At 71.7% G+C, this 23,870-nt stretch carries 22 protein-coding genes; 14 read left to right on the top strand and 8 right to left on the bottom strand.

Annotated features, from left to right (window positions below; genetic code table 11):
• Nucleotides 1-1,866: a GTPase domain-containing protein gene (locus O7605_RS19210; RefSeq protein WP_269740450.1), complete on the bottom strand. Its 1,866-nt coding sequence runs from the start codon at nt 1,864-1,866 to the stop codon at nt 1-3.
• A gap of 220 nt (nt 1,867-2,086) precedes the next feature.
• On the opposite strand from O7605_RS19210, the gene dnaK reads away from it, so the two are divergent.
• The 5 genes from dnaK to O7605_RS19185 all read left to right on the top strand — a co-directional run bounded on the left by dnaK (nt 2,087) and on the right by O7605_RS19185 (nt 6,915).
• On the top strand, nt 2,087-3,964 hold the full coding sequence (gene dnaK / locus O7605_RS19205) for a molecular chaperone DnaK (protein ID WP_269740449.1): 1,878 nt from the start codon (nt 2,087-2,089) through the stop codon (nt 3,962-3,964).
• A 46-nt stretch (nt 3,965-4,010) separates the two neighbouring features.
• Nucleotides 4,011-4,772 (top strand): nucleotide exchange factor GrpE, encoded by a 762-nt coding sequence (gene grpE, locus O7605_RS19200; RefSeq protein WP_269740448.1) that lies wholly within the window; start codon nt 4,011-4,013, stop codon nt 4,770-4,772.
• An 85-nt stretch (nt 4,773-4,857) separates the two neighbouring features.
• Nucleotides 4,858-6,033 carry a molecular chaperone DnaJ gene (gene dnaJ / locus O7605_RS19195; protein ID WP_269740447.1) on the top strand — a complete coding sequence of 392 codons (1,176 nt, stop codon included), beginning with the start codon at nt 4,858-4,860 and terminating at the stop codon, nt 6,031-6,033.
• 28 nt (nt 6,034-6,061) lie between these two features.
• On the top strand, nt 6,062-6,499 hold the full coding sequence (locus O7605_RS19190; protein WP_269740446.1) for a heat shock protein transcriptional repressor HspR: 438 nt from the start codon (nt 6,062-6,064) through the stop codon (nt 6,497-6,499).
• Nucleotides 6,500-6,678: 179 nt separating this feature from the next.
• Nucleotides 6,679-6,915: a hypothetical protein gene (locus O7605_RS19185; protein ID WP_269740445.1), complete on the top strand. Its 237-nt coding sequence runs from the start codon at nt 6,679-6,681 to the stop codon at nt 6,913-6,915.
• 56 nt (nt 6,916-6,971) lie between these two features.
• Here the strand turns inward: O7605_RS19185 and O7605_RS19180 are convergent, their stop codons facing one another.
• From O7605_RS19180 to O7605_RS19165, 4 genes are all read right to left on the bottom strand, one after another.
• Nucleotides 6,972-7,400: a hypothetical protein gene (locus O7605_RS19180; RefSeq protein ID WP_269740444.1), complete on the bottom strand. Its 429-nt coding sequence runs from the start codon at nt 7,398-7,400 to the stop codon at nt 6,972-6,974.
• Nucleotides 7,401-7,570: 170 nt separating this feature from the next.
• The gene (locus tag O7605_RS19175; RefSeq protein WP_269740443.1) at nt 7,571-8,782 is read right to left on the bottom strand and encodes a cation:proton antiporter; all 1,212 of its coding nucleotides are present in this window, start codon (nt 8,780-8,782) and stop codon (nt 7,571-7,573) included.
• Nucleotides 8,783-8,789: 7 nt separating this feature from the next.
• Nucleotides 8,790-9,290, bottom strand: a complete 501-nt coding sequence (locus O7605_RS19170) for a cation:proton antiporter regulatory subunit (RefSeq protein WP_164446722.1) — start codon at nt 9,288-9,290, stop codon at nt 8,790-8,792.
• An 80-nt stretch (nt 9,291-9,370) separates the two neighbouring features.
• Nucleotides 9,371-9,943: a hypothetical protein gene (locus O7605_RS19165; RefSeq protein ID WP_269740442.1), complete on the bottom strand. Its 573-nt coding sequence runs from the start codon at nt 9,941-9,943 to the stop codon at nt 9,371-9,373.
• 162 nt (nt 9,944-10,105) lie between these two features.
• Here O7605_RS19165 and clpB point away from each other — a divergent pair, with 162 nt between their 5' ends.
• The 9 genes from clpB to O7605_RS19120 all read left to right on the top strand — a co-directional run bounded on the left by clpB (nt 10,106) and on the right by O7605_RS19120 (nt 18,663).
• Nucleotides 10,106-12,697, top strand: coding sequence for an ATP-dependent chaperone ClpB (gene clpB, locus O7605_RS19160; RefSeq protein ID WP_269740441.1), 2,592 nt, complete (start codon nt 10,106-10,108; stop codon nt 12,695-12,697).
• A 62-nt stretch (nt 12,698-12,759) separates the two neighbouring features.
• Nucleotides 12,760-13,140, top strand: coding sequence for a hypothetical protein (locus O7605_RS19155; protein WP_164446717.1), 381 nt, complete (start codon nt 12,760-12,762; stop codon nt 13,138-13,140).
• Between the two features lie 70 nt (nt 13,141-13,210).
• A complete protein-coding gene (locus O7605_RS19150) occupies nt 13,211-14,221 on the top strand; it encodes a hypothetical protein (RefSeq protein ID WP_269740440.1) in 1,011 nt (336 codons plus the stop codon).
• A gap of 72 nt (nt 14,222-14,293) precedes the next feature.
• Nucleotides 14,294-14,896 carry a DUF4178 domain-containing protein gene (locus tag O7605_RS19145; RefSeq protein ID WP_269740439.1) on the top strand — a complete coding sequence of 201 codons (603 nt, stop codon included), beginning with the start codon at nt 14,294-14,296 and terminating at the stop codon, nt 14,894-14,896.
• A 130-nt stretch (nt 14,897-15,026) separates the two neighbouring features.
• Nucleotides 15,027-15,854, top strand: a complete 828-nt coding sequence (locus O7605_RS19140; protein ID WP_269740438.1) for a hypothetical protein — start codon at nt 15,027-15,029, stop codon at nt 15,852-15,854.
• A 149-nt stretch (nt 15,855-16,003) separates the two neighbouring features.
• Nucleotides 16,004-16,714: a hypothetical protein gene (locus tag O7605_RS19135; protein ID WP_269740437.1), complete on the top strand. Its 711-nt coding sequence runs from the start codon at nt 16,004-16,006 to the stop codon at nt 16,712-16,714.
• Nucleotides 16,714-17,529, top strand: a complete 816-nt coding sequence (locus tag O7605_RS19130) for an SDR family NAD(P)-dependent oxidoreductase (RefSeq protein ID WP_269740436.1) — start codon at nt 16,714-16,716, stop codon at nt 17,527-17,529. The genes O7605_RS19135 and O7605_RS19130 overlap by 1 nt, the downstream gene beginning before the upstream one ends.
• Nucleotides 17,530-17,697: 168 nt before the next feature.
• On the top strand, nt 17,698-18,228 hold the full coding sequence (gene pyrE, locus O7605_RS19125; RefSeq protein WP_269740435.1) for an orotate phosphoribosyltransferase: 531 nt from the start codon (nt 17,698-17,700) through the stop codon (nt 18,226-18,228).
• Nucleotides 18,229-18,285: 57 nt separating this feature from the next.
• Nucleotides 18,286-18,663, top strand: a complete 378-nt coding sequence (locus O7605_RS19120) for an ArsR/SmtB family transcription factor (protein WP_007073957.1) — start codon at nt 18,286-18,288, stop codon at nt 18,661-18,663.
• A 50-nt stretch (nt 18,664-18,713) separates the two neighbouring features.
• Here O7605_RS19120 and O7605_RS19115 read toward each other — a convergent pair whose 3' ends face one another.
• The 3 genes from O7605_RS19115 to O7605_RS19105 all read right to left on the bottom strand — a co-directional run bounded on the left by O7605_RS19115 (nt 18,714) and on the right by O7605_RS19105 (nt 23,701).
• Entirely contained in the window at nt 18,714-19,649 is a 936-nt protein-coding gene (locus O7605_RS19115; protein WP_269740434.1) for a DUF368 domain-containing protein, read from the bottom strand.
• Nucleotides 19,650-19,745: 96 nt separating this feature from the next.
• On the bottom strand, nt 19,746-22,271 hold the full coding sequence (locus O7605_RS19110) for a polynucleotide kinase-phosphatase (protein WP_269740433.1): 2,526 nt from the start codon (nt 22,269-22,271) through the stop codon (nt 19,746-19,748).
• Entirely contained in the window at nt 22,268-23,701 is a 1,434-nt protein-coding gene (locus O7605_RS19105; RefSeq protein ID WP_269740432.1) for a 3' terminal RNA ribose 2'-O-methyltransferase Hen1, read from the bottom strand. Before O7605_RS19105 ends, O7605_RS19110 begins: the two co-directional genes overlap by 4 nt.
• Nucleotides 23,702-23,870: the final 169 nt, after the last annotated feature.

Below are 23,870 nucleotides of genomic sequence, written 5' to 3'. Positions count from 1 at the left end.
TCACGGCCGCTCCCCATCGGTCACCGGGGCGTCGACGCCCGTCGTCCGGGTGCTGAGCACGGGCGCCGCGTCGGCGAAGCCGCTGCGCAACCGGGCCGATTCGACCCGTTCGGCGGCCTGACGCAGATCCGTCGCGGTCCGGGCCGGCGGCCGGGTCTGCCGCGTCCGGGTGAGATAGCGGGTGGCCTCGTCGTCCAGCAGCACCGTCACCCGCTCCAGCAGGTCCTCGCGGGCCTTTCTGGCCAGCGTACGCACGGCCTGATCACCGAAGATCGCCTGAAGCACCGCCTGGCCGGCGAGGGTGGTGCCGGCCCCGGTGGCGACCTCCAGCCCGGTCGGGATGAAGGCGGTGGAGGCGAAGACAGCGATCATCACGGCCAGTCCGGTGGCGTTGACCGCGTACGCCGCCGTCCGGGCCACGAAGCGCCGGTCGCCACCTTCGGCCCGGACCAGCTCCAGCACGCCACGCTGCCAGTCGCGTACCAGCCGTTCGGCGCGCTGCGGCAGGTCGGCCGCGTGGTGCGCCAGGTCGGGTTCGAGCAGGGCCGCACCGGCCGGGTGCGCCTTCCATCCGGTGTACGCGTGCTCGGCCGCCTCGGCGGCCACCCCCCGCAGCAGGGTGACCAGTTGCGACTCGATCGCGTCCCGCAGCTCGACGGCGGGGACCGGGCGGCGGGAGAAGGCGGCCATGACGCGGTCCCGCAGCCGGCCGATTCGCGCCTCGAGGGTGCGGAAGAGGTCGCTGGTGCCGACGAACTCCTGCCAACGGGCGAGCACCTCGCCACGGAGCAGTCGACCGTCGCGCAGGCCCTGGTCGACGGTCCGGTTCGCGGCCCGGTAGGCCGCGCGTACCCGGTCGTCCAGCGCGTCAGCGGCGGTGACCTGCTCGTCGACGGCGAGGGCCAGGCTCTCGACGGTGGGTTGCAGCAGGGCCAGCGCGCCGCCGAGGGTCTGCCGGACCACCGCCGCGCGGGCCTCCGCGTCGGCGGCGAGCCGGGCGAACCAGTCGGCCAGCGGTGCGGTGCTGCGGCCCGGTAGCAGCCCCTGCCCGTCGATCCAGGTCTCCGTGAGCACGAACAGCGGCGCGGCGTCGAGGCCCTGCTCGGCGAGCATCTCGGCGAGATGGGCGGCCACCTCGTCGGTCGCCTCCGCGGGCACCCGGTTGAGCACCAGGGCGAGGACCGCACCCCTGGCCCGGGCGTTGTGCAGCAGCTCCCAGGGGACGGCGTCGGCGTACCGGGCGGCCGTGGTGACGAAGAGCCAGAGGTCGGCGGCGGCGAGCAGTTGGTTGGCCAGGGCCCGGTTGGCGTCGACCACCGAGTCGATGTCGGGGGCGTCCAGGAACGCCAGCCCCGGGGGCAGCGCCGGTGCGGTGACCAGGTGCAGGGTGCGGGGATCGTCGCTGGGCTGGTTGGTGCGGGTCAGCCCGGGCAGCAGCTCGCCCCGGCGGAACCAGGCCGAGTCGGCCGGGTTGCAGACCAGCACCGGCGACCGGGTGGTGGGTCGCAGCACGCCGGCAGCGCTGACCCGGGCCTGCACCAGGCTGTTGACCAGGGTCGACTTGCCGGCACCGGTGGATCCGCCGACCACCACGAGCAGCGGTGCGTCGAGGCGGGCCAGGCGGGGTAGCAGGTAGTCGTCGAGCTGGTCGGCGAGGGCGGCGACAGTGCGTGCGGCCAGCTCGGCCGAGGGCAGGGCCAGCGGGAACCGGGCCGCCCCGATCGCGGCGCGCAGGCTGGTCAGGGCGTCTGGCAGGGTGTCGTCCCCGGTGGGCGCGGGCCGGTCCTCGCCGGCGCCGGCGGACCCGGTGCGGGCTGCGACGGCGGGCGCGCCGGACGGTGAGGCGGGATCGCCGTGCGTCGTCACCGCTAAAGCGTGCCCGACCGACACAAGGTAAGACAACCGGTCGGTAGGACTGGTGAGTTGCGTCGATCCGACTCAACCTTGACTTGACGATTTCCGGGGGCGTGGCACTATTGAGTCAAGTTCACTCAACTTGAGGTGGGGTCGCTGCGGACGGCAGGTGCCGCGCAGCGGGACGGGAGGGCCCGTCACCTGCTCAACGTAACGAAGCGAGGAAGCGAAGATGGCACGTGCGGTCGGTATCGACCTCGGCACGACGAACTCCTGCGTCAGCGTTCTGGAGGGCGGTGAGCCCACCGTCATCGCCAACGCTGAGGGCTCGCGGACGACCCCGTCGATCGTCGCGTTCGCCCGTAACGGCGAGGTGCTCGTCGGTGAGGTCGCCAAGCGCCAGGCGGTGACGAACCCGGACCGGACGATCCGCTCGGTCAAGCGGGAGATCGGCACCAACTGGTCCGTCGACATCGACGGCAAGAAGTACACCCCGCAGGAGATCTCGGCCCGGACGCTGATGAAGCTCAAGCGGGACGCCGAGGCCTACCTGGGCGAGCAGATCACCGATGCGGTGATCACCGTCCCGGCCTACTTCAACGACGGCCAGCGTCAGGCCACCAAGGAGGCCGGTGAGATCGCCGGCTTCAACGTGCTGCGGATCGTGAACGAGCCGACCGCGGCAGCCCTGGCGTACGGGCTGGACAAGGGCTCCAAGGAGCAGACCGTCCTGGTCTTCGACCTCGGTGGCGGCACCTTCGACGTGTCGCTGCTGGAGTTGGCCGAGGGCGTCATCGAGGTCAAGTCGACCAGCGGTGACAACCTCCTCGGCGGCGACGACTGGGACCAGCGGATCATCGACCACCTGGTGAAGACCTTCCGGGGCGAGCACGGCATCGACCTGTCGCAGGACAAGATGGCGATGCAGCGGCTCAAGGAGGCCGCCGAGAAGGCCAAGATCGAGCTGTCCGCCGCCACCACCAGCAACATCAACCTGCCGTACATCACCGCCGGTGCCGCTGGCCCGCTGCACCTGGACGTGACGCTCAGCCGGGCCGAGTTCCAGCGGATGACGCAGGACCTGCTGGACCGCTGCAAGGGCCCGTTCGAGCAGGCCGTGAAGGACGCCGGGATCAAGGTCTCCGACGTCGAGCACGTGATCCTCGTCGGTGGCTCGACCCGGATGCCGGCCGTGACCGAGCTGGTCAAGCAGCTCACCGGCCGTGAGCCCAACAAGGGCGTCAACCCGGACGAGGTCGTCGCCGTGGGTGCCGCCCTGCAGGCCGGTGTGCTCAAGGGCGAGGTCAAGGACGTCCTGCTGCTCGACGTGACGCCGCTGAGCCTGGGCATCGAGACCAAGGGTGGCATCTTCACCAAGCTGATCGAGCGCAACACCACGATCCCCACCAAGCGCTCCGAGGTGTTCACCACCGCCGACGACAACCAGCCGTCGGTGCTGATCCAGGTCTTCCAGGGTGAGCGTGAGATCGCCGCGTACAACAAGAAGCTCGGCACCTTCGAGCTGACCGGCCTCCCGCCGGCCCCGCGCGGCGTGCCGCAGATCGAGGTCACCTTCGACATCGACGCCAACGGCATCGTCAACGTCCACGCCAAGGACCTGGGCACCGGCAAGGAACAGAAGATGACGATCACCGGCGGTTCCTCGCTGCCGAAGGACGACATCGAGCGGATGCGCCGGGACGCCGAGGAGCACGCGGAGGAGGACAAGCGCCGCCGCGAGGAGGCCGAGACCCGCAACGTGGCCGAGGCTCTGCAGTGGCAGACCGAGAAGTTCCTCGCCGAGAACGGTGACAAGCTCCCCGCCGAGAACCGCGAGAAGCTCAACGAGGCCCTCGGCGAGCTGCGTGGCGCTCTCGGTGGCAGTGACATCGAGAAGATCAAGTCGGCGCACGAGCGGCTCGCGCAGGTCTCCCAGGAGGCGGGTTCGCTGCTCTACGCCCAGCAGGCCGAGCAGGCCCAGCCGGGTGGCGAGGCCGGCACCGGCGCGACCGGTGGCGCCGACGCGACCGGTGGCGCGCAGGCCGGCGGCGCACGGCCCGGTGCGGACGACGTGGTCGACGCGGAGATCGTGGACGAGGACAAGAAGTGACGGTCCTGGCCACCCGAGCGCACGGGCAGAGGGATGAGGTAGTCGTATGACGGAGAAGCCACGAGCCGCCGACCCGGGTGACACCGGGTCGGCGCCGGGTGGCTCGGCGTCCGAGCCGGCCACCGGCGACGCGCCGCGGGTCGTCATCCGCAACAACCGCAAGATCAGTGAAATCCGTGAGCCCGACGGCACGGCGGCCGACGCCGGACCGGACGTGCCGGCGGAAGGTCTGGTCGAAGAGGCCGAGGTCGTGGTCGACTCGATCGAGGTCGAGGCGAGCGCGCTGAGCGACGCGTCCACCGAGGGGCCACCGGTTGTGGACGCGCCGGCACAGCCGGTCGGAGAACCGTCCGAGCCCGCTTCCGGCGGGCTGGGTGCCGAGCTGGAGGCGCTCCGCGCCGATCTGGACGAACGCACCCGCGACGTGCAGCGGGTGTCGGCCGAGTACGCCAACTACCGCAAGCGGGTCGAGCGCGACCGTGGCCTGGTCACCGAGCAGGCGACCGGGTCCGTGCTCGCCGCGCTGCTGCCGATCCTGGACGATCTCGACCGCGCTCGGGAGCACGGCGACCTGGTCGGCCCCTTCGGTTCGGTGGCCGAGCAGCTCGTCACCGCGCTCGGCAAGTTCGGGCTGACCCCGTTCGGCGAGCAGGGCGACCCGTTCGACCCGACGCGGCACGAGGCGGTGGCCCACCAGACCTCGGCCGACGTCACCGAGCCGACCTGCGTACAGGTGATGCGCCGGGGCTACCAGGTCGGTGAGCGACTGCTGCGGCCCGCGCTGGTCGCGGTCGCCGACCCGGAATAGTGCGCGACGGTGACCCGGCCGCCCCGCCCGCCGACACCCGGTGGGCGGGGCGGACCGGGCCCGGCGGTGGGGAGGAGGTGTACGGGTGAGTTCGAAGGACTGGATCGAGAAGGACTACTACGCGGTCCTGGGCGTGGCCAAGGCCGCGCCGGCTGATGAGATCAAGAAGGCGTACCGCAAGCTGGCCCGCGAGTCGCACCCGGACCACAATCCCGGCGACGCCAAGGCCGAGGAACGCTTCAAAGCGGTGTCCGAGGCGTACGCGGTGCTCGGCGACGACGCCAAGCGCCGCGAGTACGACGAGATGCGCTCGCTCTTCGGCTCGGGCGCGTTCCGGCGTGGTGCCCGCCAGGGCGGCCAGCCGGGCGGTGCGCCGTTCGACGTCTCCGACCTGTTCGGTGGCGCGCAGCCGGGTGGCGGCCGGTTCGCCGGTGGCAACATCTCCGACCTGTTCAGCTCGATCTTCTCCGGTGGTGGCGGGGGTGCGGGCGCGCCAGGCCCGGCCCGGGGCCGGGACATCGAGACCGAGGTGGCGCTCGACTTCGACGACGCGGTGCGCGGCGTGACCCTGCCGCTGACCCTGCGCGCGCCCGGTGTCTGCGACACCTGCCACGGCAACGGTGCCAAGCCCGGCACCGTGCCACGCACCTGCCCGGTCTGCCACGGTGCCGGGGTCACCAACCGGAACCAGGGTGCGTTCAGTTTTTCCGAGCCCTGCCGCAACTGCCAGGGCGTGGGCACGGTGGTGGACGAGAAGTGCCCGGAGTGCCAGGGCACCGGCGGAGTCACCAAGACCCGTACGCTCAACGTCCGCTTTCCCACCGGGGTGGCCGACGGCCAGCGGATCCGGCTGGCCGGCCGGGGCGAGCCGGGTGAGCGCGGCGGTCCGGCGGGCGATCTGTTCGTGCACGTGAAGGTTCGCCCGGACGAGGTCTTCGGGCGCGCCGGCGACGACCTCACCCTGACCGTGCCGATCACATTCGCGGAGGCCGTCCTCGGCACCGACCTGCGGGTGCCGACGCTCGACGGTCCGGTGACCCTGCGGGTGCCACCGGGTACGCCGAGCGGTCGCATCCTGCGTGCCCGGGGCAAGGGTGTCAGCCGCCGGGACGGTCAGGCCGGCGACCTGCTGGTCACCCTCGACGTGGTGGTGCCGGCGCGGATCTCGGACGAGGCACGGGCCGCTCTGGAGACGTTCGCCGAGCAGACCCCGCCGGCGGCCCGGGAACATCTCGACGCGCGGGTGCGTCGGTTCGGTTGATCGGTGAAGCGGTGCGGAGGTGAGCGGGATGGACGGGTTCGTCGGCTCGGATGACCCGGCATACGAGGCCAAGGTGCTGATGATCTCGGTCGCGGCGCGGATGGCGGGGATGCACCCGCAGACGCTGCGTCAGTACGACCGGCTCGGCCTGGTGGAGGCCGGCCGGGCGGCCGGTGGTGGTCGGCGGTACAGCGTCCGGGACGTGGTGCTGCTGCGCGAGGTGCAACGGCTCAGCCAGGACGACGGCGTGAACCTCGCCGGGATCAAGCGGATCATCGGGCTGGAGCGACTGCTGGAGCAGGCACAGCAGCGGGTCGCCCAACTGGAGGCCGAACTCGACGCCGCGTACCGCCGGATGGCCGAGCTGGAATCGCTGGCCCGCTTCCCCGGCCGGGATCTCGTACCCACCAACCAGACCTCGACCGCTCTGGTGGTCTGGCGTCCCCGACGCAGCCCCGGGCGCTGACGCCCGCCATCGCCGAAAGGGTGTGGCTCCGCCAGGCGGAGCCACACCCTTTCGGCGTCTCCGCGGCGCTGCGCCGCTCGTGTTTCCGCAAACCCGAGCGCCGGACGGGTTGTCCCGACTAGCCTTCCAAATAACGTCTAAACCAACTCAATCCGGACTCCGATCTGGCGGGGGGAGCCATGACGGAAGCGGCGAGGAAGGTGGCCGAGCAGACGGAGCAACGCCTCGACGACCTGGCTGAGGACGTCCAGCGCCGGTTCGACCGGATCACCAAGGGACGCGTCTCCGACCAGGTCCAGGCGGGCAGGTTCAGCGGGCGGGGCGATCGGGTCGCCGCCGACCGCGGTCAGGTCGGCCGTGGTGCCGGCCAGGTGCGCAGTGACCAGCACCGTCGTGAGCGGGGCGGGTCGCGCTGACGATCCGCCGGCGTGCGGGCCGGGAGCCACGGGGGGTCCCGGCCCGTTCGGCACGTTCAGAGCCGGCGATTCTCCCGGACCAGCCCGCCCTCGCACCACTCCCGGTACACGAAGAGCTCCGGCCGGGTCAGCAGTACCCGGCTGTTGTGCGCCCAGATACGCATCAACTCGTCGCCGTTGCGCTCGGCCTGGTCGACGAGCTTCCGGAAGCGACGCTTCGGGTGCGCCCGGAAGTTCGTCCGGATCCCGTCGGCGGCGTAGATGTAGAGGCAGTGCAGCGCGAACCGACGCGCCGGACAGCGGGTGTCCATGGCGAGTTCGAACAGCGTCATCACCAGCCGGTCACCGGAGACCAGCAGGTCCCAGTCCGGCGGCATCGACGTCAACGGGACCGAGTCGGGTTGGTAGGCCCACGCTCGCAACTCCGCCGGGCTCGGATCGACGGGGTTGGCGAAGCCGTGGAACGCTGACTCCTGCACGCTCACCGGCCAACCTTCCGCTTCCGCCCGCGGGGACGTGCGCCCACCGGGAACCTGGCTGCTGGGGCGACACGTTAACGCGGTACCGGTGAGTACCGGTAGACCCTGCGGGAAGCAATTCGGCATCTGTTGGTCGACGGGGGGCCGTCCGGACGGTCTCACCGGCCGGTGAGCGGTCACGCCCGGTCGGCCACCGGCGCCCGTTGCGCCCGTTGGGCCCGGGCCCGCGCCCGCAGCCACTGCTTGAACCAACCCAGATCCGGCAACCGGGCGAGCATCGGCCCGGTCACCACCGTGATCAGTACGTACGCCGTGGCGAGCGCCGCCAGCTGCGGATCGACGCCGCCGGCGGCCACCGCCAGCCCGGCGATGACGATGGAGAACTCGCCCCGGGGTACGAGTGCCAACCCGGCCCGCCAGCGTCCGGGCTCGGCGATCCCGGCCCGCCGGGCCGCCAGGTAGCCGGTCAACGTCTTCGTGCCCATCGTCACGAACGCGAGCAGCAGCGCCGGCAGCAGCACCGGCGGGATGCCCCGAGGATCGGTGACCAGGCCGAAGAAGACGAAGAACACGGCGGCGAACAGGTCCCGCAGCGGAGTGAGCAGTTCGGTGGCGTGGTGGGCGACCGGGCCGGACAGCGCGATGCCGACCAGGAACGCGCCGACCGCCGCCGAGACCTGGAGCTTCGCCGCGATCCCGGCCACCAGGAGGGTCAGCCCGAGCACACCGAGCAGCAGCGCCTCGGCGTCGTCGGCCGACATGAATCTGGAGATCTGCTTGCCGTACCGGACGGCGACCACGAGCACCGCGATGACGGTCACCACCGCGATGCCCAGACCGACACCGCCCTTCGCCACGCCCACGCCGGCCAGCAGGGCGGTCACCAGGGGCAGGTAGAACGCCATCGCCAGATCCTCGATCACCAGCACCGAGAGGACCACGGGTGTCTCTCGGTTACCGAGCCGGCCCAGGTCGGCGAGGATCTTGGCGATCACCCCCGAGGACGAGATCCAGGTGATCCCGGCGAGCACCACCGCGGACACCCAGCCCCAACCGAGCAGCAGCGCGAAGGCCGCCCCCGGCAAGGCGTTGAGCAGGGCGTCGATCAGCCCGGCGGGCGCGGATGCCCGCAGGTTGCCGACGAGTTCGGTGGCCGAGTACTCCAGGCCGAGCATCACCAGCAGCAGGATCACGCCGATTTCCGCGCCGACGGCGAAGAATTCCTCGCTGGCGTTGAGTTCCACGATGCCGCCGTGGCCGAAGGCGAGTCCGGCGAGCAGGTACAGCGGGATCGGTGACAGGCCGATCCGGCGGCTGAGCCGCCCGAGCAGACCGAGCAGGAACAGCAGGGCACCGACTTCGACAAGCAGGGTCGTGGTCTCGTGCATCCGCGCCTCAGCCGTCCGGATCGCCGTCGGCGAGGATGGCCGTCACGGCGTCGAGGCCGTGCCGGGTCCCGACGACGACCACCACGTCGCCCGCGGCGAACCGGAACGATGGAGCCGGTGAGACGTTCACCTCGCCGTTGCGCAGCACGGCCACGATCGAGGCACCGGTGCGGGTCCGGGCCTTGGTGTCCCCCAACGGCCGGTTGACGTACAGCGAGGAGGCCGGAATGGCGATCTGCTCGGTGAGCAGCCCGGCGGCCTGCTCGCGTAGCCCGGAGAGTTGGCCGAGCATGAGCGACGCGCCGAGAATGTCGGCCAGCGCCTCCGCCTCGTCATCGGTGAGCGGGATGTCCGCCGCGCTGGCGTCCGGGTCGTCCGGGTCGTACAGGACAAGGTCCCGACGGCCACTGCGATGGGAGACCACGCCCAGGCGACGGCCGGACTCCGTCACCAGTTCGTGGCGGACACCGATCCCCGGTAAGGCAGTCTGTTCGACACGTACTCGCACCCCGGCAACGCTACCGGCACGCCGCCGGACGTACGGAGCCGGCGCAGCGGGTACGACATCCGCGCCGGCCGCCTGACGGCTCAGACGAGCTCGGTGAGCCGGCAGGTCAGCGGGGGCCGGTCGACGCGGCTCACGGTCACCGCGACCAGGCAGCCCCGCTCGGGGTCGAGGACGATCCGCAGCGTCCGGCGGTCCGGCAGGGCGAAGCCGTGGTACGGCGACGGTTCGTTACCCAGCGGGCTGGCGTCGATGTGGACCAGGCCGGTGGCGTCCGGCTCGGTCACCGCCGACACCACGACCCGGGACAGCAGGTCCACCGGGCGGAGCAACTCCACCAACCAGGCGTCCACGACCGCCGGCCACGAGTAGAAGTACCGGGGGTCGTCCCGCGAGTCCTCCTCCGGCACCGGGGAGCTGAGCTGCTCGCCGTCGCCGCTCACCTGCATTAGGTGCCGGCCGTCGCAGCGGCGGTGCACCTCGCCGTCGGCGTCCCAGACGGTGTACGACCAGCGCAGCAGGCCGGGAGCGGCCAGCCGGTGTTCGGACAGGTGCTGGACGCTGCCGTCCGGACCGGTCGTGCCGACGGTCGCGGTCGCCGACGCCACCGCGTCCCGGGTCACCAGGGACAGCCATCTCGTCACGTCGATCTGCATGCCCTTCCTCCACCCCTGATCGAATCGGAAGGCCTCCTCGGCGAGGGTCGATCGATGGAGTGACGTGCGACAAGTGATACAGCTCACACCGCCCAGGTTGAGTGGAATAGACTCAACTCTGGTTCTGTCGGTACCAGTGGACACACCGATCCAGGGGAGCCCATGAACACCGAACGCCTCACCACCAAGAGCCGCGAGACCATCACCGGCGCCGTCGCCCTGGCGAACCAGCGGGGGCACGCCACCGTCGAACCGTGGCACCTGCTGTTGTCGCTGCTGGACACCGAGGGCTCGACCGCTGCCGGCCTGCTGCGCGCCGTCGGGGCCGACCCGGCCGAGCTGCGCCGCACCACCCAGCGCTCCGTCGACGGGCTGCCCGCCGCCCGCGGGTCCAGCATCGCCGAGCCGACATTGGCCCGCGAGTTCGTCAACGCCATCGGTGCCGCCGAGCAGATCGCCCGCCCCCTGGGCGACGAATACACCTCCACCGAGCACCTGCTCGCCGGGTTGGCCCGGGTCGGCGGTGCCGTGTCCGCCGCGCTCAAGACCGCCGGTGCCACCGAGGAGAGCCTGGTCGCCGCCTTCCCGACGGTACGCGGCGGTGATCGTCGGGTGACCACCGCCGACCCGGAGCAGACCTACCAGGCGCTGACCAAGTACGGCGTGGACCTGACCGCCAGCGCCCGGGACGGCAAGATCGATCCGGTGATCGGGCGGGACTCCGAGATCCGTCGGGTGATCCAGGTGCTGTCCCGGCGTACCAAGAACAACCCGGTGCTGATCGGCGAGCCCGGCGTGGGCAAGACCGCCATCGTCGAGGGCCTGGCCCAGCGGATCGTCGCCGGCGACGTGCCGGAGTCGCTGCGGGACAAGAAGCTGGTCTCGCTCGACCTCGGCGCGATGGTCGCCGGCGCGTCGTACCGGGGCCAGTTCGAGGAGCGGTTGAAGTCCGTCCTGGAGGAGATCAAGAACTCCGACGGGCAGGTCATCACCTTCCTCGACGAGCTGCACACCGTCGTCGGCGCCGGTAAGGGCGAGGGCTCGATGGACGCCGGCAACATGCTCAAGCCGATGCTGGCCCGCGGTGAGCTGCGCATGGTCGGCGCGACCACACTCGACGAGTACCGCGAGCACATCGAGAAGGACCCGGCCCTGGAGCGGCGCTTCCAGCCGGTGCTGGTCGGTGAGCCCACCGTCGAGGACACCATCGGCATCCTGCGCGGGCTCAAGGAACGCTACGAGGTGCACCACGGCGTACGCATCACCGACGCCGCGCTGGTTGCCGCCGCCGCCCTCTCCGACCGGTACATCACCGACCGGTTCCTGCCCGACAAGGCGATCGACCTGGTCGACGAGTCGGCGTCCCGACTCCGGATGGAGATCGACTCCCGGCCGGTCGAGGTGGACGAGATCGAGCGCGCGGTGCGCCGGCTGGAGATCGAGGAGATGGCGCTGGCCAAGGAGCCGGACGCCGCCTCCGCCGAGCGCCTGGAGCGGCTACGCAAGGAGCTGGCCGACAAGCGGGAGCAGCTCACCGCCCTGTCCGAGCGGTGGCAGCTGGAGAAGAGCCACATCACCAAGCTCTCCACCGCCAAGGAGGAGCTGGAGCGGCTCGGCGGCGAGGCGGAACGGGCCGAGCGTGACGGCGAGCTGGAACGCGCCGCCGAGCTGCGGTACGGCCGGATCCCGGCGCTCCAGGCCGAGCTGGCCACCGCCGAGGAGGAGCTGGCTCGGCTGCAGTCCGCCGGCGCGATGCTCAAGGAGGAGGTCGGCGCGGACGACATCGCCGCCGTCGTCGCCTCCTGGACCGGCATCCCCGCCGGCCGGCTGCTGGAGGGTGAGACCGCCAAGCTGCTGCGGATGGAGGAGTCGCTGCGCGGGCGCGTGGTCGGCCAGTCCGAGGCGGTCGCGGCGGTCTCGGACGCCGTCCGACGCGCGCGGGCCGGAGTCGCCGACCCGGACCGCCCGACCGGCAGCTTCCTCTTCCTGGGCCCGACCGGTGTCGGCAAGACCGAGCTGGCCAAGGCGCTCGCCGAGTTCCTCTTCGACGACGAGCGGGCGATGGTCCGCATCGACATGAGCGAGTACGGCGAGAAGCACTCGGTGGCCCGCCTGGTCGGCGCACCGCCCGGCTACGTCGGCTACGAGGAGGGCGGCCAGCTCACCGAGGCGGTTCGCCGCCGGCCGTACTCGGTGATCCTGCTGGACGAGGTGGAGAAGGCTCACCCGGACGTCTTCGACATCCTGCTCCAGGTGCTCGACGACGGCCGGCTCACCGACGGCCAGGGGCGTACGGTCGACTTCCGCAACGCCATCCTGATCCTCACCTCGAACCTGGGTTCGGCGGTCATCAGTGATCTGACGCTGGCTGAGGAGCAGCGCCGCGAGGGCGTCCTGGCCACGGTCCGGTCGCACTTCAAGCCGGAGTTTCTCAACCGGCTCGACGACATCGTGGTCTTCGCCGCCCTGCACGGTGACGACCTGCGGGCCATCGTGGACATCCAACTGGCGCGGCTGAGTCGACGTCTCGCGGACCGCCGGTTGACGTTGGACGTCACCGACGACGCGCGTGGGTGGCTCGCCGAGCACGGGTACGACCCGATCTACGGTGCCCGCCCGCTTCGCCGGCTGGTCCAGTCGGCGATCGGCGACCAACTCGCCAGGGCGCTGCTCGCCGGCGAGGTCCGCGACGGCGACACGGTGCGGGTCGACCTGCGGGACAGCAAGGACGGTCTGTCGGTCACGTCCAGCTGAACCCGTCGCGCCGGGCCCGCCTCCGACGAGCGGAGGCGGGCTTCCGGGGCGAGGATGGAGAGATGTTCGGGATGCGCCGCAAGAAGGAGTCGGAGCTGGCGAGAGCCGTCGCGGAACTCGGTCACGCCAACACGTTGGCGTTCGGTCGGGTCGGGATCGCGGGCACGTTGCTGCCCGAGACCGAGGCGTACCAGCGCGTCGCGGCGGCCGTGACCGACCAACCGGAGGAGGTACGCGACCTGCTCGACCGACTGCTCACCGGCGGCGCGCCCGCGGGTCGCGTGTACGCCGCCACCCTGCTGGAGCGGCTCGACCCGGCGGCCGGGCGGGCGGCCTGGACGGCGTTGCGCGGAGACGCCGCGGAGCTGAGCACCATGACCGGCTGCGTGATGGGAAGCACCACCGTGGGCGCGTACGCCGTCGAGCGCCTCGGCACCACCTGATCCGACCGCCGCTCGGATTCACCCGAACGGAGCTGCCGGGGACTTGCCAACGGTCCGTACCGTCCGCGACATGACCGCGACCGCCGAACCGTCGGCAGCCGTACCCCCGCCCCGGCCGCCGCGCCCCGGTACCGTCACCGTGGCTTTCTGGCTGCAACTCGCCACCGTGCTGATCCTGCTCGGCCTCGTCACTCTGCTGGTGCTGGCGGCGGTCGACTGGAACGACGCGATCGACAAGGCACTGCGGCAGGTGCCCGACGCCGACCCGGACGAGGTACGCGCGGAACGCTGGAACACCGTCATGATGGCGACGGTGTTCGGTGTGCCGGCCCTGCTGCTGGCGCTCTGGTTGGGGCTCACGTCAGGCTGGGTGCTCCGGGGCAGCAACACCGCCCGGGTGATGGTCTTCGTGGCCGGCGGCCTCCAACTGCTGCTCTGCGTCGTCCAGGGCTGTGCCGGCGCGTTCCTGGTCCCGTTCGGTCTGGCGTTCGCACTGACCGACGGGCCGTACGTCGACGAGACCTATCCGGAAGAGGTTCCGCCGCCGGACGACGAATTCTGGTCGGAGTCGAACTTCATGGAGGCCCTGTACGACCAGCCGAACGCGTTCGAGGTGTTCCTCCCGTTGACGGGTCTCGGTGTGCTGCTGGTGTTCCTGCTCACGGCGGCGGTGGTGCTGCTGCTGGCGCTGCCGCCGGCGCACCGCTGGTTCGTGCCCCGCACCGACCCCGCGCCGGCCTGGCCGCTGCCCGGGCGCGACATACCGAACGCCTACCTGGTCGGCTACCCCGTGCCCATGGGCCACCCCGCCCATCCCGCGCCGTACGGTCACGCACCGCAGCCCGGGTATCCGCCGGGTTATCCGTCACCGCCCTGGTATGGGGCCCCTGATGCGGGGTATGCGATGCCTGGGTACCGCCTGCCCGGTCCGGATCCGGCCGGGCACTTCCCGCACCAGGCGGCCCCGCCGACCGACCCGCAGACTCCGCCTGATCCACCCACGTCGGACGGGTCGGCGGCCCCCGGCGGTGGTGAGCCGGGCGGTGCGGGTTCCGGCGGGGTGGATCAGGCCGACCGGTAGCCGGGTGGCGGCGGGCGCCACCTGCCCGGATCATGGTCGACGTCTCCGCCGAACTGTCTCGGGAGGTGACCGGTGGACGGGACGACGGTGTACCTGGTGGCCGGCTGCCTGGCCGGGCTGGCCGTCGCCGGGTTCGCGTTGCGTTGGTGGCGTGGCCGGTCGACGGCGGACCGTCGGCCGCAGCAGGGGCACGGCGGCGGGCAGCGACGTGACCCGAGGCGGATCGAGGTCGGGGACATCGTCGAGATCGGTGACGCCAGCTATGCCGTGCGGGGGTCGATCCGCTTGGTGGAGGGCGAGTGGAGGTGGGCCGAGCACCTCCTCGACGACCTGGACGAGCACGGTGGTCGGCGTCGGCTCTCGGTCGCCGAGAGCCCCGCGTTCGAACTGGTGCTGTGGGAGTCGGCGCCGCGTGACGCGACCGTCACGCCGGGGGCGCCGGTGGTGAGGTCCGGCGGGCGGAGCTACAGCTGGCACGAGTCGGGCCAGGCCCGGTACACCGCATCCGGATCCATCGGACTGACGCCGAGCGGCACCATGCGCTACCACGACTATCGGGCCCCGGGCGGGGCGCGGCTGACCTTCGAGGCGTACGGCGAGGCGGGCTGGGAGATGGCCCGTGGTGAACGGCTGGACGGCGACGGGGTGACCGTCCACCCGCAGAGCGACTCCTGAGCGGGGGCAACGGCCTTCTGATCGATCCCGACCGACCGGCTGGCCGGTGACGCGCCCACCGGTCGGCGTCGCGTCGTGCCGGAATGGCCCGTTGCCGATACGGTGAAGCGCGTTCCAGGAAGGGAGAAAGATGGTCGATCCTCAGAACACCCCGGCCCGGTCGCGACCGGGCGTGGTGACGATATCCACCTACCTGCTGTTGCTGTTCGCGATCTGCCAACTGATCAGCGTGATCATCTCGCTGTCCACCATCGGCACCGTCCGCGACGTGATGGAGGACGCCTACCGCGACTCCACCGTCGAGGGGGCGCAGAACGTCGCCGACGTCGTGGTCCTCGTCAGCGTCGGCACCGCCATTTTCCTGCTGGTGGCGGCGTTCGCGCTGTTCGGCCTGGGACTGCTGAACCTGCGCGGCAAGAACGGCGCCCGGATCGCCACCTGGATCGTCGGTGGCATCCTCTTCTGCTGCATCGGGTTCGGCCAGCTGAGCGGGTTCGCCGGCAACCTGGGCACGCCCGGCGACACCAGCGGTGACATGCCCAGCGGTGAGGAGATCCAGCGCCGGCTGGAAGACGCGTTGCCCAGCTGGACCACCCCGGTCAGCATCCTGCTCGGGGTGATCAGCCTGATCTCGCTGCTGGTGGCGCTGATCCTGCTGGCACTGCCGAAGGCGAACGAGTTTTTCCGCAAGCCGACCCAGCAGTGGGAGCCGCCGACGCCCGGCGGTGCGTACCCGAGCCAGCCCGGCTATCCGCCGGCCCCCGGTTACCCGGGCACCACGCCGGGCGAGCCCGGTTACCCGGCCACCCCGCAGCAGCCGGCCGAGCCCGGCTATCCGCCGGCCACCGGTGGCCAGCCAGCGGCCGGCGACCCGGGCGGCCAGCCGAGCGGGCAGACCCCGCCGGCCGACGGTCCGGAGCAGCCCGGCACGCAGCCGCCCACCGACCGCCCCGGCTGACCCTCGGTGGCTCGGTGCGGGTGCCGGCGTCCCTGGCCGGTCGTCGCCTGAAACTCGGCTCGCCCCGGAACGTCGACACCCGCGTACGGCACGACCGCGACGGTCCCTCCGAGTAGGTTGCTTCCGAACGCCTACCGGAGGGACTTGTCGTGTCGTACCCCGAACAGGCACCGGCCCGCCGGCCGGCGGTGGTCGTGCTGGCGGCGGTGACGCTTGTGGTGATGGCGCTCGGCGCGCTCGCGTTCGCGGCAACCGGGCTGGCGACGGTCAGCGGCACGGCGGACCGGTTCCGCGCGACGGCCGACGCCGACGCCGACCCCGCTCAGGTCGACGCGGTGGTGGCGCTGATACGCGCCTCGGTCGTGGTGTCGGCGGTGCTGAGCATCCTCGCCGGCCTGCTCCTCGTCGGCCTCGCGCTGGGCCTGGCCGCCCGTCTGCCGGCGGCTCGGGTGGCGACCTGGGTGGTCGCCGGGCTGGGTATGTGCTGTGGGTGTGGTGGGCTGGCCACGCTTGTCGTGCAGCGCGCGACGCCCCTCGATCTCGGTGACGACCGGGCGACCGCCGAACTGCTCGCTCTGGTGCCGGACGCCCACCCGTCCTGGTGGATTCCGCTCACCGTCACCCTTTCGATCGCCCAGGTGCTCGGTTACCTTGTGGTAGCCGTGCTGCTGGCGCTGCCTGCGGCCAACGCCTGGTTCCGGCGTCGGCCGGCACCCCAGCGGTCCACGGATCCGCACCAGCCGCCCACCGCAGCGTTCGGACACCCGCCGGCACCGTCCCCCTACCCGCCGCCGGCACCGCCGTACCAGCCCTACCCGCCGCCCGGGGCGCCGCCGTCGCCCCCGTACCCACCGAGGTGATGTCGCCCGTGACGCCCCAACCGACGACCGAACGATGGGCGTTGATCACCGGGGCGACGGCGGGCATCGGGGCGGCGTTCGCCACCCGCCTCGCCGCCGACGGATGGCACCTGGTGCTGGTCGCCCGGGACGGCACCCGGCTGGCGGCCCAGGCCGCCGAGTTGACCGGTCGGCACGGCGTGCAGACCGAGACCATCACCGCCGACCTGTCCACCGACGACGGCTGCGCCGCGGTCGAACGTCGGCTGGCTGACGGGCCGCCCGTCGAGCTGCTCGTCAACAACGCCGGTATCAGTCTCAACAAGCCCTTCCTCCGGTCGTCCGTCCAGGACGAGACCCGACTGCTGCGGCTGAACGTCCACGCGGTGCTTCGGCTCACCCTCGCCGCGCTGGCCACGATGACCGAACGGCGCAGCGGCGCAGTGATAAATGTCTCTTCCGTCGCGGGTTTCGGCGCGGTGATGCCCGGATCGACGTACTCGGCCAGCAAGGCGTGGGTCACCAACTTCAGCGAGTCGGTCGGGCAGTCCGCCCGCTCCTTCGGCGTACGGGTGATGGCCCTCTGCCCGGGCTACACCCGCACCGAGTTCCACAAGCGAGCCGGCATCGACATGTCGAAAACCCCCGGGTGGATGTGGCTCCAAGCCACCGACGTGGTCGACGAGGCCCTCCGTGACCTGCACAAAGGCAAGTTGGTGAGCGTTCCGTCGTGGAAGTACAAGCTCGCCGTGGCGGGACTGCGGCACGCTCCGCGCCGGCTGCTCGACGTCGTCTCCCGAGACACCCGAGGCCGCATCGGCCGCGACCGCGGCTGACCGGCGGCCCGGCTGGTCGGCCGCCCGGCGGGGAGGAAGACATGACTCGATCCGCCGTTATGATCGACGTAGGGTAACCGGACATCGCCACTCATCGGTCCACCGGAGGGGTTGACCGGCGTGGCCCGCACACCCGGCCCACAGACTTGCGCAGTACCCTCTATCGCCATGGGGGACCACGACGACCTGCGTAAATTCATCTCCGACCTGGCTGTGGTCCATGGCCGGGTGGTGCTCTCCTCCGGGCGGGAGGCCGACTGGTATGTCGATCTGCGTCGCGTCACGCTGCATAACCGGGCGGCACCGTTGGTGGGACGGGTGATGCGAGAGCTGACCGCCGACTGGTCGTACGACGCGGTGGGCGGTCTGACCCTGGGTGCCGACCCGATCGCCTTCGCGATGCTGCACACCGCCGGGCGTCCGTTGGACGCGTTCGTGGTCCGCAAGGCAGGCAAGGCGCACGGGTTGCAACGTCGGATCGAGGGACCCGACGTCGCCGGCCGTCGGGTGCTGGCGGTGGAGGACACCTCCACCACCGGGGGAAGTGTGCTGACCGCCGTCGAGGCCCTTCGCGAGGCCGGGGCCGAGGTCGTGGGGGTGGCGGTTATCGTTGATCGTGGTGCCGGCGACGCGGTGCGAGCCGCCGGATTGCCCTATCGGGCGGCCTATACGTTGGCTGACCTCGGCCTTGTGGCGTAAAAGTCTGCCGATTCGGATCTGCTGATATGCAGGCGGATCGATGCTGCTGGTGGAAGGATGGAATACGTGGGAACTGCGTTGGCCGAAATGACTATGCCTCAGATCTCGCCGCTTGCCGGCGAGCCGATCGAACGCGCCGACGCCGAGCGGCTGGCGGGGGTCCTCAAGGCCCTTGCCGACCCCGCCCGGCTGCGGCTGCTCAGCCTGATCCAGTCGGCACCGGAGGGCGAAGCGTGCGTGTGTGACCTCACCGCGCCGCTCGGCCTCTCCCAGCCGACGGTCAGCCACCACCTCCGAATCCTCACCGAGGCCGGCTTGCTCGAACGGGAGAAGCGCGGTGTGTGGGCCTACTACCGGTTGGTCCCGACCGCGATCGCCACGATCGCCGACCTGCTGACCCCGCCGCGCAAGCGGGCCACCAAAAAGGCTCGCTGAACCGGAACCGCTTGGTGGCGGCCCAGCCGGGCAGCCACCAAGCGGTGGTTTCAGCGGACGTGCGGCGTCTCGTACGTCTCCTCGGTGAGATCCCGGGCGGCCCGGCGTAGCCGGCGACGCTCGGCGATGATCATTGCCGCGACCACGGCGACGCCGATCAGGAACAGCGCCACAATGGACAGCACGTGGTCGCCCGGCGCGTGCAGGGCCCGGTCCTCGGACTGCCACGGCCACAGCGCCCGCAGGCTGCCCAGGATCACGCCGGCCATCACCGCCAGGGTCATCCGGCGGTGCTGCTCGAGCAGCCACTGGAGCAGCTTGACGAAGAGCGCCAGACCGATGACCATCCCGGTGGCGAAGATCGCCAGGTAGCCGAAGTCGCGGTCGTTGACGGCGCTGATCGTCGGCTCGTACAGGCCGATGGTGAGCAGCAGGAACGACCCGGAGACCCCGGGCAGCACCAGAGCGCAGACCGCGACCGCCGCCGCGACCAGCACGACCAGCGGGTGCGGTTCGATGGTGGCCTGCGGCAGTCCGGTCAGCACGAACGCCGCGACCCCGGCGACGATCAGCGCGACCACCTCCGGCCCCCGCCACGGCTTGCCGACCATCGAGATCGGCACCAGCACGGAGGCGAGGACCAGCCCGAGGAAGAGTCCCCGGGTCTGCTCCGGATGGTCGGCCAGCAGCGGTTCGAGCAGCTTCGCCGCGATCAGCAGGCCGGGCAGCATGCCGATCAGCAGCGGGACGACCACCTCCCAGTGCACCTGCCGTAGCTGGTGCCCCGCCCGCGTCCACCCGTGCCCGCGCGGGACGTCGGTCACCGCGTACCGCACCGTGTTCACCAGATGCCCGGCGGATGCGATGACCCGCTCGTAGACGCCGGTCACCAGCGCGATCGTCCCGCCGCTGACCCCTGGCACGGCCTCGGCCACGCCGATGGCCGCGCCGCGCAGGACATGGCCTACCCGTTCGCCCAATGCCATGAAGATTCCGTTCCGTGAATCGCTCGATCACTGGCCCGTGTGGCGTCCGCCACGGTCAATCAGGCTACCGGGGGCTCGGTCGCCCGCCCGGCCAGGTCACAGCCGTGGGTCGACCGGCTCCGACTCGCAGGCCAGGATCGCGAAGACCAACTCGTGGCGGCGCCACAACGGGGCACCGTCGACCAGGGCGTCCAGGGCTGCCAGGCCGAGCGCGTGCTCGCGCAGTGCCAGGCCCCGCTTGCGGCCCAACGACCGACGCCGCAGCACGGCCAACTGCTCGGGCTCGGTGTACTCGGGACCGTAGATGATCCGGAGATACTCCCGGCCTCGGCACTTGATGCCAGGCTGGAGCAGCGAGCCCCGCTCGCTGCGGGCGGCCGGACCCGCGTACGGCTTGACGACCATGCCCTCGCCGCCGGTCCCGGTCAGCGCCAGCCACCAGTCGGTCGCCTCCCGTACCGAGCCGTCGTCGGACAGGTCGACGATTCGACGCCGGGTGGGCGTGAAGAACTCCGGGTCGGCCGCGCAGAGCCGGTCGGCCAACGCCAGGTGCCAGCCGTGATCCCGGTCGCTGTAGCTGGCCTTCGCCCCGGCGAGCACCGCGAACGGCGCGAGCCGCACCCCGCGCAGCCCGTCGGTCGGGCCCACGTACGCCCGGTACGCGGCCGTGTAGGCCGACACGTCGTCGCGGCGGCGGGCCATCCGGTCGCGTAACTCGGCCACGTCGAGTCCGCGCCCGATCGCCGCGTCCAGCGTCGCCACCGCCACCGGCAGGCCGGCCCGGCCAGCCGCGCCGACCCCCGCGTACTGCTCGCGGATCAGGCCGGCGGCCTTGGCCGACCACGGCAGCAGCTCGCAGTCGAGCAGCAGCCAGTCGGTGGCCAGCTCGTCCCAGAGCCCGGCACCGGTCACCGCCGCGCGTACCCGGTCCAGCAGCTCCGTGTCCAGCGGCTCACCGAAGAACGGTCGACCCGTGCGGGTGTGCACGACCCCGCCGCCCGGACCGAACGGACCACCGTCCGGCGCCCGGCAGACCAGCACCACGGCCCGGGAGCCCATGTGCTTCTCCTCGCAGACGACCCGGTCCACACCGACCGCCCGGTAGTCGGCGAAGGCCTCCGCCGGATGTTCCAGGTAGCCGTCCGACTGCGACGTCGAGCAAGGCGCCATGGTCGGCGGCAACCACACCAGCCGGCGCGGGTCGACCGCGAAGCGGCTCATCACCTCCAGCGCGGCAGCGGCGTTCTCCGCCGGCACGGTCAGCGAGCCGTACGCGTGCTCCACGTGTCGGCGACCGGTCACGTCGGTCAACTCGAGCACTTCGTCGGGCCTGGCCGGCGCGGCGGTCAGCGGCCGGACCGGGGCGTACCACTCGCGCTCCGCCGGCACCGAGACCAGTTCCCGCTCCGGGTAGCGCAGCGCGGTCAGCCGGCCGCCGAAGACGCAGCCGGTGTCGACGCAGATGGTGTTGTTGACCCACTCCGGCTCGGGGGTGGGGGTGTGGCCGTACACGACGGTCGCCGCACCGCGGTACTCCCGGGCCCACGGGTAGCGCACCGGCAGGCCGTACTCGTCGGTCTCGCCGGTGGTCTCGCCGTACAACGCGAACGCGCGTACCCGCCCGGAGGCCCGGCCCTGGTACTCCTCCTTCAGCCCGGCGTGCGCCACCACCAGCCGGCCGCCGTCGAGCACGTAGTGGCTGACCAGTCCGTCGACAAAGGCGGCCACCTCGGCGGTGAACTCCGCCGGCTCCGCGTCCAGCTGCGCCAGCGTCTCGGCCAGACCGTGCGCCACCTTGACGTTGCGACCGCGCAGCTTGCGCAGCAGCTTCTGCTCGTGGTTGCCGGGCACGCAGAGCGCGTGCCCGGCGGTGACCATGCCCATCACCAGGCGGAGCACCCCGGGCGAGTCCGGGCCGCGGTCCACCAGGTCGCCGACGAACACGGCGGTACGCCCCGACGGATGCGTCGCGTCCACCGCCCGGCCGGCGTCGTCGCGGTGCAGCCGCCAGCCCAACCGGGTCAACAGCGCCTCCAGCTCGACCCGGCAGCCGTGCACGTCACCGACAATGTCGAACGGCCCGGTCAGCTCGCGCCGGTCGTTGAACAGCCGCTCGTAGCGGATCTCGGCGGCCTCGATCTCCTCGGTGCCGCGCAGCACGTGCACCTTACGGAAGCCCTCCCGCGCCAGCTGACCGTAGCTGCGCCGCAGGTCCCGGGACATCCGGCCGAGCACCTGCCGGCCGAAGGTGCGGTCGGACCTGGACTCGGTACGCTCCCAGGCCAGCGCCTCCGGCACGTCCAGCACGATCGCCACCGGCAGCACGTCGTGTTCCCGGGCCACCCGGACCAGGGCGGCTCGGGCGTGCGGCTGAAGATTCGTCGCGTCGACCACGGTCAGCCGGCCAGCGCGCAGCCGCTTGCCGGCCACGTAGTGCAGCGCGTCGAAGGCCTCCGCCGAGGCGGACTGGTCGTTCTCGTCGTCGGCGACCATCGCCCGGAAGGCATCGGAGGAGAGGACCTGGCTGGACGCGAAATGCCGGCCGGCGAATGTCGACTTGCCGGAGCCGGAGATGCCGACCAGCGCCACCAGGGCCAGCTCGGGAATGTCCAGGACGGTCATCGGGCTGCCTCCGCACGGGTGAACACGGCCAGCTGGGTGGGTGCGCCGGTCTCCGGATCTTCCGGGCCGACGCCGTGCACCACGGCCGTGTAGCCGTACGTCGCACCGACCCGCCGCACCCAGTCGGCGAATTCGGCGCGGGTCCACTCGAACCGGTGGTCGGCATGCCGGAACGCGCCGGCGGGCAATCCCTCGTAGCGCACGTTGTGCTCCACGTTCGGCGTTGTCACCACGACCGTCGTCGGTCGGGCGTAGCCGAAGACGGCATCCTCCAACGCCGGCAGCCGGGGCGGGTCGACGTGCTCGACGACCTCCATCAGCACCGCCGCGTCGTACCCGCACAGCCGCTCGTCGCGGTAGGTCAACGCGGACTGCCGGAGCGTGACCCGGGTGCGCTGGCGTTCCGGCAGCCGGTCCAGTCGCAGCCGCCGCGCGGCCAGGGTGAGGGCCTGGGTGGAGACGTCGCTGCCGACGATCTCGGTGAACCGTCGGTCACCGATCAGCGTGGCCAGTAGCGCACCCCCGCCGCAGCCAAGGTCCAGCACCCGGTGGGCGCCCGCGTCGACAAGGGCGGTGTGCACCGCCTGCCGGCGGAGGGCGGCCAGCGACGCCCGGGGCGCCGGCTCGGCCGGCACCGCATCCGCCAACTCGTCGTCGGCGGTCGGCTCGTCGGTGGGGCGCTGGGCGTCCAGCCGTTCCAGTGCGGTGCCCGCCAACGCCCGCCGGTGCGCCAGGTAGCGTCGGATGATCAACCCGCGCTCCGGGTGGTCGGCCAGCCAACCCGCGCCGGCCCGCAGCAACTTGTCCACCTCGTCCGGTGCCACCCAGTAGTGCTTCGCGTCGTCCAGCACGGGTAGCAGTACGTACAGGTGGTTGAGCGCGTCGGCGACCCGCAGCGTGCCGGTGAGGGTCAGGTCCACGTAGCGGCTGTCGCCCCACTGCGGGTGCAGCTCGTCGAGCGGAATGGCGGTGGCGGTGACCGCCCAGCCGAGCGGACCGAACACCCGCTCCGCCACGTCGGCCCCACCACGGCAGCGCAGCACCGGCACCCGCACCTCCAGCGGAATGCCTCGGGCGGCCAGCTCGGGACGTTCCTTGGAGGCGCCGCGCAGCGCCGAGCGGTACACCTTCGACAGTGCCGAGGCGAGCAGGCTGGACGCGGCGTACGGCCGGTCGTTGACGTACCGCCCGAGGGTGAAGCTCTCCGGGGCGGTGGTCGACTTCCGGCCGCGACCCCGGGCGGCGGCCAGCTTCAACGGATCGACGTCGAGCAGCAGCGCGGCCGTGCAGCGCTGCTCGTCGGCTTCCGGGTAGAAGACGTGCGCGGTGCCGACGGGCACGTCGAAGGCGTGCACCCGGTCGGGGTGCTTGATCAGCAGGTGACCGAGGTCCGTCGCCGGCTGGTGCGTCGTGGTGAGGGTGAGCAGCACCCGCCCATGGTGTCAGCTCTCCCGATCTTGCGCCGTCCTGTTTTTTCGGTGGTTGCGGTGGGGGTTTGCGGGGCAGCCCCACCCGCTCCGGGCGGTCAGGCTTGATCCCTGCGCGGGTGGGGCTGCCCCGCAAACCCGTCGGGTCCGGCTTGCAGCGGCGGTGCCGGTT

Origin of the sequence: Verrucosispora sp. WMMA2121, from assembly GCF_027460185.1 — a bacterium.
In the GTDB taxonomy this organism is placed as follows: Bacteria; Actinomycetota; Actinomycetes; order Mycobacteriales; family Micromonosporaceae; genus Micromonospora; species Micromonospora palythoicola.
Note: the sequence above shows the minus strand (reverse complement) of the source record. Positions and strands in the feature narration are given on the sequence as shown.

Coding starts and splice junctions, on each gene's coding strand:
- dnaK (WP_269740449.1), top strand. CDS start 2,087: ATGGCACGTGCGGTCGGTATCGACCTCGGCACGACGAACTCCTGCGTC.
- grpE (WP_269740448.1), top strand. CDS start 4,011: ATGACGGAGAAGCCACGAGCCGCCGACCCGGGTGACACCGGGTCGGCG.
- O7605_RS19190 (WP_269740446.1), top strand. CDS start 6,062: ATGGACGGGTTCGTCGGCTCGGATGACCCGGCATACGAGGCCAAGGTG.
- O7605_RS19185 (WP_269740445.1), top strand. CDS start 6,679: ATGACGGAAGCGGCGAGGAAGGTGGCCGAGCAGACGGAGCAACGCCTC.
- O7605_RS19175 (WP_269740443.1), bottom strand. CDS start 8,782: ATGCACGAGACCACGACCCTGCTTGTCGAAGTCGGTGCCCTGCTGTTC.
- O7605_RS19165 (WP_269740442.1), bottom strand. CDS start 9,943: ATGCAGATCGACGTGACGAGATGGCTGTCCCTGGTGACCCGGGACGCG.
- clpB (WP_269740441.1), top strand. CDS start 10,106: ATGAACACCGAACGCCTCACCACCAAGAGCCGCGAGACCATCACCGGC.
- O7605_RS19155 (WP_164446717.1), top strand. CDS start 12,760: ATGTTCGGGATGCGCCGCAAGAAGGAGTCGGAGCTGGCGAGAGCCGTC.
- O7605_RS19150 (WP_269740440.1), top strand. CDS start 13,211: ATGACCGCGACCGCCGAACCGTCGGCAGCCGTACCCCCGCCCCGGCCG.
- O7605_RS19140 (WP_269740438.1), top strand. CDS start 15,027: ATGGTCGATCCTCAGAACACCCCGGCCCGGTCGCGACCGGGCGTGGTG.
- O7605_RS19130 (WP_269740436.1), top strand. CDS start 16,714: ATGTCGCCCGTGACGCCCCAACCGACGACCGAACGATGGGCGTTGATC.
- pyrE (WP_269740435.1), top strand. CDS start 17,698: ATGGGGGACCACGACGACCTGCGTAAATTCATCTCCGACCTGGCTGTG.
- O7605_RS19120 (WP_007073957.1), top strand. CDS start 18,286: ATGGAATACGTGGGAACTGCGTTGGCCGAAATGACTATGCCTCAGATC.
- O7605_RS19115 (WP_269740434.1), bottom strand. CDS start 19,649: ATGGCATTGGGCGAACGGGTAGGCCATGTCCTGCGCGGCGCGGCCATC.
- O7605_RS19110 (WP_269740433.1), bottom strand. CDS start 22,271: ATGACCGTCCTGGACATTCCCGAGCTGGCCCTGGTGGCGCTGGTCGGC.